The sequence below is a fragment of the Stieleria maiorica genome, from assembly GCF_008035925.1.
Taxonomy (GTDB): domain Bacteria; phylum Planctomycetota; class Planctomycetia; order Pirellulales; family Pirellulaceae; genus Stieleria; species Stieleria maiorica.
Map to the genome: position 1 here is coordinate 8,792,029 of NZ_CP036264.1, position 16,992 is coordinate 8,809,020.

Genomic DNA, 16,992 nt, shown 5'->3' on the forward strand with positions numbered 1-16,992 from the left:
CGAATTCGGGGCCACTCGAAATTCCAGCACGCTGCCATATTGTCCGATCGGTAACTGATGACCAAGACGCGAGATTACTACGGCCCGTACCGATTGACCCGACTGATTCGTTCCGGTTCGACCGCGGAGGTGTGGGAAGCGGTCCATGAACACGAACAGGAACGCTACGCGCTGAAGATCCTCAAAGGCCGGATGGCCAAGGACAAGACGGAAGTCAACCTGCTCAAGCACGAATTCAATGTCGGCAAGGACCTGCAAAACAGCCCCCGGATCATCAAAATTCTCGACTACTCCATCGCCAACGAACGCCCGTTTCTGGTGTTGGAACTGTTCAGCGAGTTGAACCTCAAACAGGCCCTCCGCCGCGGCCCGGACTCGCTGGCCTTCATGCTGGACAAGATCATCGAACAGGCCGGCGAAGGCGTCTATTACATGCACACCCGGAACTGGATCCACTTGGATATCAAACCGGACAACTTCCTGGTCAGCCGCGACGGCGAAACCAAACTGATCGACTTTACGATCACCGAAAAGAAAAAGACGGGTCTCAGCAAGATCTTCCACCGCAAGAGTCTGGCCAAGGGGACGCGCAGCTACATGGCGCCCGAACAGATCCGCCGCAAGGTCTGTGACGAACGCACGGACATCTATTCGTTCGGCTGCGTGCTGTTTGAAATGGCGACGGGCAAACCTCCCTTTACCGGCGACACCCCGAACGATCTGCTCAACAAACACCTGAGCGCCTCGATTCCCAGCGCGATCGCTTACAACAACAACGTGACCAAAGAATTCGCGGATCTGATCAAACGCATGATGGCCAAATCGGCATCCGCCAGGCCGGATTCGATGTGGGACTTTTTGAAAGAGATCCGTTCGATTCAACTGTGGAACAAACGCCCGCGAAAACCAGAGATCAGTGTCTTCGACAACATGCCTGGGATCCGCGGTGCCGATGACATGATTCGCAAACCATCGGCAACCGAATTTGACGACGAATTAGAGGATTGACAATCGATGGCCGGACCCGGACTCGATTTTGAAACTGAAATCGCAGAACTTGAAGCTCGCATCAGCACCCTGCAACGCCAAACCGAACGCAGCGAAGCGTCCGAGGGCGAACTGCGGTCGCTGCGCACCGACCTTGCCAAACAGTTGCGCGACGTCTATTCGTCGCTCGATCCATGGCAAACCGTTCAAGTCGCCCGACACAAGAATCGCCCCTACACCAAGGACTACTTGAACCTGGCGTTCGACGATTTCGTGGAACTCCACGGCGACAAACACTTTGGCGACGACCGCGCGATGTTGTCCGGATTCGCCAAACTGGATCGCTTTAAAGTGATGGTGATCGGCCACCAAAAAGGACGCACCTTCAAAGAACGCGCCGCCTGCCATTTCGGATGCGCCCACCCGGAAGGCTATCGCAAGGCGATGGTCAAAATGCGGCTGGCCGAAAAGTACAAGCTGCCGCTGATCTGCTTCATCGACACCCCCGGCGCCTACCCGGGCGTCGGTGCCGAAGAACGCGGCCAGGCACAAGTGATCGCCGAAAGCATGTTCAAAATGAGCCAGCTGAAAACGCCGATCATCTGTATCGTGATCGGCGAAGGTGGGTCGGGTGGTGCACTCGGGATCGGCGTCGGTGACCGCATCGCCGTGTTGCAACACGCCTACTACAGCGTGATCAGCCCCGAAGGTTGCGCCGGCATCTTGTGGAAAAGCCACGAACACGCCCCCAAAGCCGCCGCGGCACTGCGGTTCACCAGCGACCATCTCAAACGCCTGGGCGTCGTCGACGATGTGATCGACGAACCGCTCGGCGGAGCCCATCGCGACCACCACCAAATGGCATCGCGACTGAAAACCTACCTCTCCAAAGCACTCGGTGAACTGGAAACCCAATCGGCCGACGAGCTGCTCAATTCACGCTACGAAAAATTCCGACGCATCGGAGTCTTTCTCGAAAACGCATCCTAGTGCGGGGCAGGGCAGGGGCCACTGCGCAGCGGCGTGGGGCGTACGAATCAAGTGAAGGATTAACCCTCCCGGGCAGAGAAGGTCGAGCGTAGCGAGGGGAGGGTCGATTGGTGGTGGTTGAGTGCTTCTGAGCCAAAGCGAACCCTTCCCGCTCCGAGCGCACACCCCCTCAGCGCCCCTCCCTAAACGGCATTGTCGTCTACACGACCTACCATGGCTCCCTTCTCCCCCGGCTTTGCGGGGGAGAAGGGCTGGGGATGAGGGGGCCAGCAGCCTGTCTGATGCGAGCGAGATGAGGTGCAGACGACTCGGGGGACGGCCCCTCACCCCCAACCCCTCTCCTAGATTGCGTGCCGACTTGTGTAGACACCAATGCTGGCAGTGAAGGTCGAATCGCTCAGTTCTTCTCTTCCGCCCCCGGCACCTCGCGGCCCCAAGCGGCGCGCACCTCGCTTGCGGTGACGCCGAACCCGGTGACGGCCTCATCCGGCTCTTCGCCGACCGTGTCCTCATCGACCGTCGGCCCCAGATGAACGCCGACGACATGCCCCGCGTCGTCCAGCAAGGGAGCACCGTCGGTTGCATACAGCGACAAGCTCTCATTGAGAAACCGATACGCCATGCGTCCATCGTCGTCGATCCGTGTCACCGTCGCGGGATGCCCGACCTGGCTGGCCGGTGCACCGCGATAGACCGCCGTCGCCATCCAAACCACATCGCCGACCCGTGCCGGGTTGGCGGCGAGTGTCAATGGACGAAGCCGGCGGGCCGTCGCTCCGGGTGAAACGATCAATAAATCGTGGGTCAGGCTATCGCCGACCAGTACCGAAGGTGCTTCCAAGTCAACGACCTTGTCAAGCCGTCTCATTTCGGTCTCCGCTCCGAACGCCTCGGCAATCATCGTTTTCCTGATCCCGCTTCTTGCCGATTGCGCCGCTTCGCGATCGACGACCGGTTCCAACAGTTGAAGCGCCGGATGCAACGGGATCATCACCACGGGACGATCCTCACCGTCCAAGCGAACGGCGAACGCGGTTGATCGGATGCGATCGGGAGCGATCTCGAATTCACCAAGCTCCACAAAGGGGCGCCAGATCGCGAAGTCACTGACCGCCGGTCCGCTGTAGGCGTTCACCGCGACGCCCGCGTCACCGCGACGATTCGCAGTGGCACTTTGGTCGCCCTCCGAGGAGCATCCGATCACGCACAGAGCGATCAACAGACCTACGACCGCCGAGCATCCCCGCGTCTTCTCCCATCCACCCGACGACGACGGTGCCGTCGGGTCTTCACTGTCAATACGCTTCAACATTCCATTCACCACTCGGCCGTACCGAGATCATCCCAGGCTAGAGTTCGCTTTCGGCGTCTAAGACGGCTTGATCTTCCGCCTGGATCTCTGCGGCGACGTCCGAATCGATCTCCGGAGCCGCCGGCGCACCGCATCCGAAGACCGGCAGACACAGACAGGCGACGAGCAACATCAATGCAAAGGGAGTGGGAGCTGTCTTCAATTTCATCTTCTCTATCCTCGAATTAGTGGACTTGGTTCTCTTCATGGGACTCTCCATCGTCGACGACGCACAAGTTTTTCCAAACCGTGGCATCGATGTTGAAGTTGTAAAACTGCACGGACCCGTCACACAGCGCGGCATGCAAACCCACATGCGCGGCGCCGAAGTAGTGATTCCAGTTGGTCGATCCGCCGTTGTCACGATCGGGAGCATACGCGTCGTTGTCGCTCTTGGGTGGGAAGTGCCAACGGATCGTGTCGGTATCCCAACCCGCGTTATTCCAACGTTCATTGTCGCCACCATCGGTTCCCTGCTCGGTGTAGGGCAACGACTTTTCGGCGAACACGATGCTGTGCGTGAGACCGTCGCGGATGTCGGCCAGACGCCGCTTGTCGCCTTCTTTGGCCCAAATGATTGCTCCACCCCGTTTCTTGATCAAACCTCCGTTGCTGCGACTTCGCGTGGAAACCGCGGGCGCCCCCAGCGGAGCTTCCGGAATGAAGTTGATCGCGGTATCGGGTCTGCCGTGATAGAAGCCGCCGTTTCCCGCGTAGTCGACACGGCCAAATTTTGCACTTCCGTATCCCGTCGGCGACCGTCGGGTCGGGCAGTAATAGACCGGGATCAGCATCTGGGCGACGTCATCTTCCCGCGAGTTGTTCGGGCGATACGGCCAGTGCGGCGGATCGTCGGTCGCCATCTCATAAACCGCTCCTTGCTCCAGGAAGGGCAAGATCCTCCAGTGCGCCGACCAACCGGCGCGGTTTGCCGCTCGGCAACAGGCGTCGGACGTGCGACCGGAGGGGTTCCGGGTGTGGGGATCACCGTCCCAGGGACCGGCGGGCAGTTGCTTGTACGTGCTTTCATAGTTGAGTGTCGCGAGTGCAATCTGCTTCATGTTGTTGCTGCACTGCATTCGACGCGCCGCTTCACGTGCGGCCTGGACGGCGGGCAATAGCAAACCGACCAAGATCCCGATGATCGCGATCACGACCAGCAATTCAACCAGCGTGAAACCGCGGGATACCATCCGACCCGAACGACGCAATTGCGCTTTCCTGTTCGCTCGAATCTCGTTACCTGACCACATTGTTGTCTCCTTTAAGTGATAACTGTGGTGATTCAATATTGTTTAAAGGTCTATACCGACATGCGTGCCATCACTGGCATCGTGAAAATCGACACTGGAACGATTCAACGTCGGCACCCAAGGCGGGCATGCGGCGTTGAACAACATCACTGCCTTCAGGCAGCGATGTCACGCGCCAGGTGAAATGTCATTACCGATCGTCGTGATGAACATGATGAAACTTCGATGCGACGTACGATCAAAGCATTCAATAAGAAGAGGGTTCATCCGCCGAGCGTTCGTGCTCGGCTTTCGTACGGTAGCGACCTGACCTCAATACAAAAGTCGAGATGAGAGGTCTTTTCGCTTATTCATTCAAACCACTCGGAAGCCTTCTCCGATAGCTAACATTTCCACCCACATGACCGGACCGCGACACGCCAACTGCTTTGCTTCACCCTTCTTTTTAACGGCATGCACACGGCACTCTGAAGATCATCAATACGATTGTCGCCGATCCGGCTGATCGCCCCCTAAGCGATAGAGCGCGCGACGATCATCTTCATCGATAAATGAAGCTCCTGTGAACGTTCCATCCATGAACGATGTGAACTGTGTTAATAGCGACCTGTTCGCATTGATCAACTTTTCGTGATCGCTATTCTCCGCACGCTCGGCACGAGCCGAAGATCCAGACGCATCACTTCTAACGTGTGGTCGCGTCGCCCCGCACACCAACACTCACCACCGCAACATCAACCGTGAAATCAAGAATGAAGAATAAGCGTCGTCCCAACGATTCAGGTTCACGATTAAAACGTCGCGCGACCAAGAAGAACCTCAAACTGGAATCACTTGAAGCGCGTCAGTTGCTCGCCGCAAACGTCGTCAGTGATTCTCTGACGCTGGCAGCGGACAGTTCGATCAACGTTCTGACCAACGACACTTCCGGAAGCGAAGTGCAATCCGTTTCGGCGTTTCAGGTCGACTTCGACCGCGCAACGTATGACCCCGGCGTCAACACCACCGATTGGTTTATCCCCGAACGTCCCGGACAGCCGGGGGTTCCCCAACGCTCCTTGATTCCGGGCGCAGTGACTTCGATCACCGGCAATCGCGGGGACCTGGACCTGCATCGCGACAATGATGCCGACCCATCCAACGATACCGACCTGGCACCACTGACGGCGGAGGAAGGAATCAGTTTGCCCGTGCTTCGTGACAACCAACCGGTTGACAGCACGCAAACCAACCTGGGCGTGCTCCAGTACGTGATCGACTCCGCCAACACCTGGATCGCGATGGCCGCCGCCCCGGAGAACAATGGGGAAAGCTCCGTTCCGATCTCGAATACCTTCTTTCCCTACGACGCAGGATGGGTCGGGGCAACGTTCGACGAAGGCGGGGCAAGGGTCTTCGGCAGCACAGAAATCAGTGCGACCGGAGACGGCAGAAACTTTGTCGTCGAAGTTGCCGGTGTGACCAATTCATATGAGGACGGATTCCTGTTCTCGATCGCCGGTGACAACTCCGACAACTACTCACGGGCTCGGCCGATCGGCGGAAACCAGTGGGCAATCCAGGTTCGCGACAATAGCCAGGAGATCGCGTCCACCGACACCGATCCGATCAGTGTGCTTTACATTCCCCGCAATGCTCAAGGTCTGATCGGGGGTGTCGTCGACGGAGGTTTCGACGGTGCCAGCCCGATGCTGCAGTCCTTTGGCGAATTCAGCGTCTCGCGGCAATCCGACGGATTCTACCGGGTCAGCATCCCCGGACACGACATCACCTCGGGTGCCCTGATCATTGAAAATCATGACCTTTCGGTCAGCCAGCCGCGAAACACCTACTTCAGCTATGACGATGCGGGTGACGGAACAGGCGACATCATCATTCGCCAATTCGCCTGGAACGGAAACACCGAAACGCCGCTCAACTCGGATTTCGTGTTCTTCTTTGTGCCGTTTGAAAACACCCTCAGCCCGACCACCGATCTGACGGTTTCCTCTCTCGGCGAAAACAACAATGGCCTGTCAGCCAAGGGACTGCCACTGACGCTGAACGCGGACGGGACGGTCAACTACGCCACCTCGGGCGCGATCAGCGCACTCGGTGCCGGCGAAACCGACACCGACACCTTCGTCTATCGCGCGAGCGATGGAGCCATCGAGAGCGACGAAGCCACGGTCACGGTCAACTGGGTCGGCGTGAACGATGCCCCCGAGTTGATTTCCACACCGGCAGACTTGGTTTTCAATGAAGACGACGCGGCAACCGTGTTGGATCTGACCGCGATCTTCAATGACGTCGATACAAATGACGTGTTGACGTACGGAGTCGACACCGGAGTCAGTGGACTGGTGACCGCCGAAATCACCGGAACCAATGTGTCGATCGCGCCGGCGCCCGACCAGTTCGGCTACGCCAGCATCACGTTGTCGGCGACCGACCCCAGCGGCGAAACCGTTTCGACCACGCTGGCCGTTTCGGTCACCCCGCAAGACGACGGCGTGCAAGCGGTCGACGATGACGGCACGGTGACCGACAAGCTGACCCCGGCCAGCATCGACGTGTTGGAAAACGACTATCATCCCGACACGACCGAGTTCTCGGTTTCCGCCGCAGAGATCTATGGCGATCCGGCGGCGACCACCAATGAAGGGTCGGTGTTCACGATCGTCAACACCACCGCCGCCCCCAACGGCTTGACGATTCAAAGCCCCGGCAACTTGGGTGACGTCGCCGTCGGCCGCGGCGGACAAGATTTGTCGATGGCCGATGGCGTCTTCCTGGGCACCGGGCGTGACAACACCAGTCCGTTCCCGACCGTCAACACCTACGCTGCATTCGGCAGCTATGGGTTCGCAACCGACCGGGGTATCGGTGGCGGCGAACGGAACACCGCCTTCAGCGCCGCATTCTTTCCCTTCGGCGATCAATGGACCTCCGGGCACATCGCCGCCGATGGCACCGTGCTCGGCGGAGTCGGCATCTCGCAAGCCGATGTGACGCTGCTGCAGCCGGGACTGATTGAGATCACGATTCCCGAAGCCAGCTTCACCGACGACGGATTGCTGTTCGCGGTCAGCGGCAGCAACGATGACAACATCGTGTCGGTTTATCCACAGGGTTTCAACAACAAGTGGACGATCCGACAGATGGACAGCGATTCGGACGCGACCGGATTCGAAAGTGACGCGATCAGCTTCGTTTACATCCCCGGAGCGACGACCGGATTGATCGGCGGACGCGCGGCCTCGGAAGAAGGCCAGTACACCTTGCGACAACGCTATGGAAACGTCTCGCTCAGCTCGGACACTGACCTCGCTCCGCTGGTCACGATCGATGGCTATACACCGGCCGACGGGGCATTGATCGCCGTCGGGACGTCCTATGATTTTGCCGACGTCAACGGATCGTCAACGCTGATCCCCGCCAACCACGCCGTGATGGCGACGCCCCAAGGCAACGCGTTTCGGATCGATATCCTGCAATCGGAGACCTTCACTCCGACCGGGAACTTCCCCGAATTCCAGTTCATCTTCCTGCCCTTTGACAGCCCGCTGGAGAAGATCGACGGACTGGATTTCAGCATCGACGCCTTTGACAGCGTCAGTGCCCTGGGGGCATCGGTCTCGCTGGAGTCCGACGGAACGTTCACCTATGACCCGTCGGGCGCAGGATCGCCGATCGCCGACCTGGGCAACGGAGAAGTGCTGACCGACACCTTTACCTACACCATCCGCGACGGCCGCGGGGCGACTTCGACGGCCACGGTGACGGTGACGGTGCAGGGCGAAAACCAAGCCCCGACCGCCAACGATGACGTGGTCAACCTGAACGAGCTGAGTGCCCAAGACGCGCGGATCACCGTGCTCGGAAACGACACCGACCCCGACCTTGAAACCCTGATCGGAACGCCGCAAGGAATCCCCTCGGCGAACCTGTCGGTCGATGCGTCCAGCGTTTGGTCGGTTTCTCAAACCGGGACCGGCACCAACAGCATCACGCTCGGATCCGGATCGACCGGGACGGTTGAAGTCCTGCACAACGGGGCCGCGATCAGCCAAGCCGACGGCGTCGTGATGGCGACGATTCGCGAGAACTTTGATGCCCCCAACACCAATTACCGCTTGGTCCAGGCGTTCGACAACGGCAGCGGAACCTCGCTCGCCTTGCAACAGTTCGGCACCGACGCGACCGCCGACGCCGACGTCTCGGTCGCATACTTCTCCTTTGCCGACAACTGGGTCGGAGGACACGTCAGTGCCGGAGGAACGTTGACCAACGGAAATGGATTGACCGATGCCGAAGTCGTTCGCACCGACGTCGGCCGCTACGAAGTTTCCATTCCCGGTGTGACCGATGCCGCCGCCGACGGATTCCTGTTCGTGATCGGCAACGAAAACGGCGACAACGTTGCCCAGGCCCGAGCCGTTCCCGGATCGGGCACCTTCCAAGTCGCCGTCCGCGACAATCAACAAGATTTCGGTGCCGGTGAAGACGGCGGATTCTCGTTCGTCTTCGTCCCGCGAAACGCCCAGAATCTGGTTGCCGGAACGATCGACCCGTTCAACGCCGGACCGAACTCGGTCAGCTTGGCCATCGGCGAGTTCAGTGTCGAACGACTGGAAGTCACCGAAGGGGGCCACGAGTGGAAAGTCACGATCCCCGGCCAGTCGCCCGAGACGGGAATGTTGGTGCTGACCAATCAAGACAACGGCGAAATCGAAGACAACTTCCTCAGCTACCAAGACGACGGGGCAGGGGGGTTCTTGATTCGATCGCATGACATGCCGGGCATGGGACGCCAGGACCAGCCCTTCACGTTTGCGTTTGTTCCGTTTGATTCGATCGGCCAACCGGCGGCACGTCCTGTTCCCGGATTGCTGTCGATCGACAGCGTCGATGCCACGTCCAGCTTGGGCGCGACACTGACGGCCAACGCCGACGGAACGATCAGGTACATTCCGGGAACCGTGCTCGATTCGCTCTATGACGGCGAGACGGCGACCGACACGTTCACCTACACGATGACCGATGGTTTCGGCGGCACCTCGTCGGCGACCGTCACCGTCAACATCGACGGATTCGGTGCCGCCCCCGTGCTGCAAACCGCATCGGGAGCAACCTACTACGGCATCGGCGATGAAGCGGTCAGTATCGCCGGCCAGTTCAACATCACTCCGGTCGGCGTCCCGTTCTTTGACGGTGCCGTCGCGACGGTCGAACTGACCAGCGGCCCGATCACATCGGACGTGTTATCGATCCGCGATGAAGGCGGCGGGGCAGGGGAGGTCGGCATTTCAGGAACCGACGTCACCTTTGACGGTGTCGTCGTCGCGACCTACACCGCCGGATCCGGGACCAGTCCGCTGACACTGACGTTCAATGCCGCGGCGACGGAGATCGCCGTCCAACGCATTCTTCAGTCGGTCACGTTCTTCAACTCCGACCCCGTCGTGACCGGCGGCAGCCGAGTCGCGACGTTCTCCTTCGTCGACGGCAACGGCATGGCGAGTGAGCCGGTCACCAAACAGTTGCAACTGGGATTGGTCTACCGCCGCGAACTGCAGCAAGGCGTCAACAACGGCTACGGAACCTACCAGGGAACGTCCGATGCCCAGATCCGTGAAAGCGATCCCGATTCGGTCATCGCTCCGCAATCGGATCTGTTGGTCGACTTCGATAGCGGTGGCAACGCGTCACAAGTCTTGCTGCGTTACGCCGACCTGTTCGGTGACGGACCGGGGCAGATTCCGCTGGGATCGATCATCACCTCGGCAAATCTGGTTGTGGAAACCAACCCCAACACGTCCAACTCGCCGGGCGATGGTGGGACCTTGCATCGCATGCTGATCGACTGGGATGATGCCACTGCGACCTGGAATGCGTTCGGAAACGGAATTCAATCGGGCAGCAGTGAAGCGTCCGCGGCGTTCGAATCTGCGATCGGAACGGCCAGTGGAGCCGGCAGCACCGGCACGGGCGTGCTGAGCTTCAGCGTGCTGCCCGACATCCAAGCGTGGGCAGACGGCGAAACCAACAACGGCTGGTTGGTCCAGGGTTGGCAGGACCGAACCGATGGATGGTTCTTCAGCAGTGCCGAAGACGAAACGCCGACGGCCCGACCGAAACTGGAAATCGAATGGGTGCCCGCCGGTGCGAATGTTGTCAACTTCCGCCAAGGTGTTGATGGCTACTCATCGACCGTGGACACACAGATCGATAGCGCAAACGCGGATCAGGATTTGTCCGCCGCCGAAACGCTGTTCATCGATTCGCCGACCACCAGTGCATTGATCCGATTCGACGACATCATCGGTGACCTTGCCGGACAAATCCCCGCCGGTTCACGGATCATCACCGCGCGGCTTCGCACCGCGTCGTCGACCAGCAATGCCCAAGGCGACGGCGCCCGGTTCTTTCCGATGCTGACCACGTGGAACGAGACCGACACGTTCAACAGCCTGGTCGACGGTGTCAGCGTCGACGGCGTCGAAGCAGCGACCGAGTTCACCGCTTCGGCCGGCAATGCCAGCCGCAACCCGAACGTCCAGGGCGGATTCAACGACTGGGACGTGACCACCGATGTGCAAGCTTGGGTCAACGGCAACCTCGAAAACTTCGGCTGGTTGTTCGAACCCTGGGAAAGCGGCACCGACGGATGGGGCATCCAAAGTTCCGAAGCGGCCAACGAAATCGAGCGGCCGCGATTGGAAGTCGTTTACACGACGGCAATCAATCCGGAAATCAACATCACCGGCGACAACAGCCAAGCGATTGTTGCCGGAACAACACACGTCTCGCCTCTGGCGGGCACCGACTTTGCTAGCGCCGACGTGAGTAACGGATTGGTCACCAAGACGTTTACGATCGAGAACACCGGCGATGCGGCGCTGAACATTTCCGATGCCACAATCGTCGGCCCAGAAGCGTCTGCGTTTACGTTTGCCAACCAACCGGTCGCGACGGTGATCCCCGGCGGATCGTTCTCCTTTGATGTGGTCTTTGACCCGTCTAAGTTGGGACTGCACGACGCCACGGTGGTGATCACCAACGACGATGTCGACGAAGGCGTCTTTCGGTTCGCCATCCAGGGTAACGGCGTCGGATTCCCGTCGCTTTCGGCGACACCGGACGGTTCGACATCGTTCACTTCGATCGGCGGCATCACCAGCGGCCTTTCCGGTGCGGAAATCTCGGCCTTCGATCCGACCAGCGATCGCTTGTTCGTCACCTCCGATGCCGGGCTGCAAGTCATCGATCTGGCCGATCCGGCCAACCCGGTGCTGTTGTCCACGATCCAGCCGACCACCGATGGTGCCGACGACAACGCGATTACCAGCGTCGCGGTCGGTCCGGCGGGCATCGTGGCCGCAGCAGTCCCCGGGGCTGACAATCAAGTCGCCGGCAGCGTGTTCTTCTACAACGCGGCCGACGCCGCGTTCCTGGGCAGCGTCACCGTCGGTGCCTTGCCGGACCAACTGACATTCACTCCGGACGGCACACGCCTGTTGGTGGCCAACGAAGGTGAACCCGCCTCCGATGGCACGACCGATCCGGCCGGTTCGGTCAGCATCATCGACCTATCCACCGGTGTCGCCACCGCGACCGTCTTGACCGCCGGTTTTGATGCCTTCGATGGTAGCGAGCAAGCATTGCGAGACGCCGGCGTCAAACTGACGCCCGGCAAGAGCGTCTCCGAAGATGTCGAACCGGAATACATCGCCGTTTCGCCCGACGGAACCACCGCCTTCGTCACGCTGCAGGAGAACAACGCGTTGGCCGAAGTCGACATCGCGACCGCAACCGTGACCGCGATCGTCCCGCTGGGTTACAAAGACCACAACGCGGCCAACGCACAGATCGACCCGACGAACAATTCGCCCGATGAGTTGACGCTGGGAAGCTTCCCGGTGCGAGGCTTGTTCCAACCCGATGCGATTGCCAGCTACGAAGTCGACGGCGTGACCTACTACGTCACCGCCAACGAAGGCGATGCACGCGACGCCGAAGAAACGGACATCCAAAGCGTCACGCTGGACCCGACGCTGTTCCCCAACGCCGCGGCCCTGCAGGACCCGGCGTCGATGGGCGAATTGGAACTCAGCGGCATCGTCGGCGACGCGGATGGAGACGGAGATTTCGACGCGTTGTATTCCTATGGTGCCCGATCGTTCTCGATCTGGAACGAAGACGGCGACATGGTGTTTGACAGCGGTGATGTACTCGCCAGAGCGACCGATCTGCTGGGGCTGTATCCCGACGGCCGAAGTGACAACAAGGGAACCGAACCCGAAGGCGTCACGATCGGTCAGATCGATGGGCGAACCTATGCGTTCGTCGGACTCGAACGAGCCAACGCCATCATGGTGTTTGACGTCACCGACCCGACCAACGTTTCGCTCTCGCAAGTGCTGAACGACTCGGCCGATGTCAGCCCCGAAGGCCTGACGTTCATCTCTTCCAGTGACAGCCCCAACGGATCGCCGCTATTGGTCGTCAGCAATGAGGAAAGCAACACGATTCGGGTCTACACGATCGATTCGACGCCGACCAACCCGCAAGTCGAATCGGTCGTGATCAACGATGGATCCGCATCGCGGTCCCAGATCACTTCGGTGACGGTGACGTTCGATGGCGAGGTCGATCACGCAAATCTGCAATCGGCGTTCACGCTGACCAACATCGACACCTCAACCCAGGTCACCGGGCTGAACATCGCTGCATCCGACGCAGGTGGCAAGACGACCGTTGTGTTGTCCTTTGCCGCCGGTGCGAGCGTGGTGGTTCGAAGCGGAACCGGGCTTCAAGGTAACTCACTGGCCGATGGCAACTATCGACTGGACATCACGGGCACTCAAGTGCAATCGGCAACCAACGCCGCCGCGATGGCTGTTGACTATGCCTTCGGCGGACAAGACGCCGCCGGAACGCCGAACGACGACTTCTTCCGTCTGCTCGGTGATGCCAACGGCGATGGGTTCCGCAACGGGATCGATCTGAACTCGATCATCCCGTCGCTATTCAACCCGCTTGAGTATCGCTTCGACTTGGATACCAACGGCGATGGAGCGATCAACGGGATCGACCTGAACGATTTGATCCCGACCATCTTCGGATCGCCGCGTCAGTAAGCCTCCCTGAACCCCATATTCATTTTCCTTCGCGTCCACTTCGGACGCGAATTCAATCTCCAACTTGACCAACCCCTCAACAAATCTTCCCACGACTATCACTTCGAGACTACGAAATGAGTTTGCGAATCTTTATTTTTGCTTTTGCCGTCTTGTCGACGCTTCACTATGCCAACGCTGAGATCAGCTACGACCTGTTGTTACGCACCAACCGCGGTGACGGCATTGACAGCACGCTTGCGACCAACGCCGGTGAAAAGCTGACCGCCGAAATCGTGATCCGCGAAACCGTCACGGGCACGAACACGTCGCTGCTGAGTGCGGCCAACTTGAACGCTTATAACCTGTCACTGCAAAGCATCGGCGGCGACGGGCTATTCGAATCGCTCACCTTGAACGGTGACGGCGGATTCGATGCCGGATCGACACCGACGACACTGACGTTCGCATCTTTCGGCCCCGCATTCGGACAACCCGGCCGCGCCTCGATCGATCGCGGCAACGGCGTCTACGAAGCCTCGCTGGGCACCGTCACGCTGCAAGCACCGACGGCCGGAGAAACACGATTCGTCGTTTCAGACGGTACAGCCGTCGATGGCGATTTCACGACCTTCCAAACCGTCGGGTTCGGACTCGAATCGGCCGCGACCAACTCCGGCGGCGGGTTCTTCGGACGCGCATTGACGCTCAGCACCCAAGTGAGCGCGGTGCCAGAACCGTCCAGCGTCTTGGCGCTGTCGTTGGTTTGCTCGGCCGGCTTGTTACGATCGCGTCGACGACGCAAATAGACGCAAAGAGCAGGGCGGTTGACTCAAGATTTTGGCCGCCAACATTAGTCGCGACCCCGGTGGGCAAACCCGAGCGCCCTCCGGGGTTGTTTTCGTTTAACGACACCCGTTGTCGACAACCGAGCGTTTCAGGTTTGCTTGGTTGTCGACATCCGAATTGATCCGTTGTCGACAGCCAACCGGCGAGCTGACGCAGCCGCCTTCGCCATAAGATCGACCGCCGGGACGAGGCCTTCCATGCGCTAACCGAGCGCCACGACACCAAGCTTCGCCGCAGGGTGATCGACACAGAACGATGCGATCCTAACACGAATGCGATCACAGACGGACCGGCAAATCAGGGCACAAAAAGCCCCTTCCGCAACGTCCGATAATCACTCTTATGTTGTATTAGGATTGCCAAAAACCCCGTGTTTGAGCGATTTACGCGGCCGCGTGGCGGAGCAAGCACTCGTTCCAAGGCTCCGCCTTGGGACGCACTGCCTCAGAGGTTCCGCCTCCGACTTGCATCGGCCGTGTGGCGGGAGCCACACAGGCATCGCGTTCCCAGGCGGAGCCCGGGAACGAGCTGGGCCGGCACGTCATCTCCGTGGGGCCGCCCCCCAGCCTGTCACCTCCGCCATCTCAGCGGGCACGGCTTCGACGCCCGGAACCTGGGATCCTGCTCCGTTCATCTCGGCATCAAAACGTTCCAAATACGGACGCAAAAACTGATGGATCTCCGGCGGGATCACCGACTCGCTGCGATCCAGATTCCGAGCGATGAATCGACCGCTTTTGCTGGCGACGATTTTCCCCCGAACCGTATCTCCCATCAGCGTGACGGAAAACAGCGTGATCAACGTGCAGTACAAGCCGCCCTTGAGCAGCCCGAACAACGCGCTGATCTGTCGATCAAACTCTTTCAATCGCAGCCGGTCGATCGTCTGGCGAACCATGTTGAATGCCACCCAAACGACCAGCGAGGTCCCGACGAACAGGATCAACATCGCCAGAAAGCGATTCCAAGGCGGTTCGGCGACGATCGAATGACTGAGCGGCTCGCGAAACCGGTATGCCACGAAGTAGCTGAACACGATCGAAGCGATCGACGCCAACTGCCAGGCAAAGCCCTTGACCGCACCAAAGATGGCGGCGGCGGACAGCACGACCAACATCAAAATGTCATAGATCTCCACAGCGGGTTGTCCTAAAGTTTGGAAGAAACCCTCCCTGGAAGAGAGGGTGACCTACTTGATTAATGGCCCCATCTGAATGGCACCGGCTTAAGCCGATACGCTGAGCCGCAGGCGCTAGCCTCGGGCCCTACCGCCGTGTTCAAGGCGTATCAAGGCCCGCGGCTAGCGCCGTCGGCTCACCTAAACCCGTGCCATTCTGGTTCCATCTCTTAACTTGATGCGTATGGGGTCGAGCGCAGCGAGGGGAGGGCGGTGCGGTCGAAGCGTCTTATACGAAATTACCACCGGCCAAGCGAAGACCAATCGCAATCCTGTCTTGGCAGCGGACCATCAAAAGCGTTATGTAGCAAGCTTCCCATTTTTCGGCCGCCCTCCCCTGCCCCATGTCTCCACTCCCACATTTGCTAGCGTGGCAGATTTTAAAACGCACATCAGCGCCAGCACGCTCGTCGGAATCGCCTATGGATACTGGGGCGTGACCTCGCAAGGGATGACGCTGGAGAACGGGATCCTGGCCGGCGGACTCTGCTCGGTCAGCGGCATGCTGCCGGACCTGGACAGCGATGGCGGGATTCCGCTGCGCGAGATCAGCATGTTCACCGCGGCGGTGGCGCCGATGATGATGCTGAATCGTTTCCGCGACTATGACCTGTCCCACGAATCGATGGCGCTGGCGGCGATGTTGATCTACGTGGTGATTCGATTCGGTTTATTTGAGTTCTTCAAACGGTTTACGGTGCACCGCGGCATGTGGCACAGCCTGCCGGCCGCGGCGGTGTCCGGGTTGATCGCCTACCTGGCCATGCCGACCACGAGCGACGCCGAACGTGCTTACAAAGCGGTGGCCGTCGTCGTCGGCTTTCTGGTCCACTTGATCCTGGATGAAGTCTGGGCGGTAGAAGTTGGTGTGGCGCGATTGCGTACCAAGAAATCGTTCGGGACCGCGCTGAAGTTCTTCGGCAATGACGCGATCGCCAACGTGTTCGTCTACGCGATCCTGTTCGGGTTGTGCTACACGGCCTGGAGCGACAACAAGATTGCGGCGCGCCTGCGCGAGCGAGCCAAGTACGACCTGACACAACCCGGCTGGCAATACACCCCCGCGTCGCCGCCGTCAAACTGGACCGCGCCACAATGGCAACCACCCGACTTCGGATTCAACGCCTCACGCACCCCGGCAGAGCGGCGGTAGAGTCGGGAGTTGGGAGTTGGGAGTTGGGAGTTGGGAGTTGGGAGTTGGGAGTCGGGAGTCGGGAGTCGGGAGTCGGGAGTCGGGAGTCGGGAGTCGGGAGTCGGGAGCAATTGAGCGTCGGGCCTTCACTC

General features: G+C 59.7%; 9 protein-coding genes. 5 read left to right on the forward strand and 4 right to left on the reverse strand.

Features of this window, described 5'->3' with window-relative positions; translation table 11 throughout:
* Positions 1-57 precede the first annotated feature (57 nt).
* The gene (locus Mal15_RS29855; protein WP_147871093.1) at positions 58-1,008 is read left to right on the forward strand and encodes a serine/threonine protein kinase; all 951 of its coding nucleotides are present in this window, start codon (positions 58-60) and stop codon (positions 1,006-1,008) included.
* Between the two features lie 6 nt (positions 1,009-1,014).
* Positions 1,015-1,977 (forward strand): acetyl-CoA carboxylase carboxyltransferase subunit alpha, encoded by a 963-nt coding sequence (locus Mal15_RS29860; protein WP_147871094.1) that lies wholly within the window; start codon positions 1,015-1,017, stop codon positions 1,975-1,977.
* 397 nt (positions 1,978-2,374) lie between these two features.
* On the opposite strand, the gene Mal15_RS29865 is transcribed toward Mal15_RS29860, so the two are convergent.
* Genes Mal15_RS29865 through Mal15_RS29870 form a run of 3 tightly spaced genes read right to left on the reverse strand, consistent with a single transcriptional unit; the run spans position 2,375 to position 4,581 of the window.
* Positions 2,375-3,289 (reverse strand): trypsin-like peptidase domain-containing protein, encoded by a 915-nt coding sequence (locus Mal15_RS29865; RefSeq protein ID WP_147871095.1) that lies wholly within the window; start codon positions 3,287-3,289, stop codon positions 2,375-2,377.
* A 37-nt stretch (positions 3,290-3,326) separates the two neighbouring features.
* A complete protein-coding gene (locus tag Mal15_RS34285; RefSeq protein ID WP_167547123.1) occupies positions 3,327-3,497 on the reverse strand; it encodes a hypothetical protein in 171 nt (56 codons plus the stop codon).
* 16 nt (positions 3,498-3,513) lie between these two features.
* Positions 3,514-4,581 (reverse strand): DUF1559 family PulG-like putative transporter, encoded by a 1,068-nt coding sequence (locus tag Mal15_RS29870; protein ID WP_167547124.1) that lies wholly within the window; start codon positions 4,579-4,581, stop codon positions 3,514-3,516.
* Positions 4,582-5,333: 752 nt separating this feature from the next.
* On the opposite strand from Mal15_RS29870, the gene Mal15_RS29875 reads away from it, so the two are divergent.
* On the forward strand, positions 5,334-13,703 hold the full coding sequence (locus tag Mal15_RS29875) for a choice-of-anchor I family protein (protein WP_147871096.1): 8,370 nt from the start codon (positions 5,334-5,336) through the stop codon (positions 13,701-13,703).
* Between the two features lie 116 nt (positions 13,704-13,819).
* On the forward strand, positions 13,820-14,491 hold the full coding sequence (locus tag Mal15_RS29880; protein WP_147871097.1) for a PEP-CTERM sorting domain-containing protein: 672 nt from the start codon (positions 13,820-13,822) through the stop codon (positions 14,489-14,491).
* Between the two features lie 581 nt (positions 14,492-15,072).
* On the opposite strand, the gene Mal15_RS29885 is transcribed toward Mal15_RS29880, so the two are convergent.
* The gene (locus Mal15_RS29885) at positions 15,073-15,669 is read right to left on the reverse strand and encodes a CvpA family protein (RefSeq protein WP_147871098.1); all 597 of its coding nucleotides are present in this window, start codon (positions 15,667-15,669) and stop codon (positions 15,073-15,075) included.
* 409 nt (positions 15,670-16,078) lie between these two features.
* Here Mal15_RS29885 and Mal15_RS29890 point away from each other — a divergent pair, with 409 nt between their 5' ends.
* Positions 16,079-16,861, forward strand: coding sequence for a metal-dependent hydrolase (locus Mal15_RS29890; protein ID WP_233903118.1), 783 nt, complete (start codon positions 16,079-16,081; stop codon positions 16,859-16,861).
* Positions 16,862-16,992 lie beyond the last annotated feature (131 nt).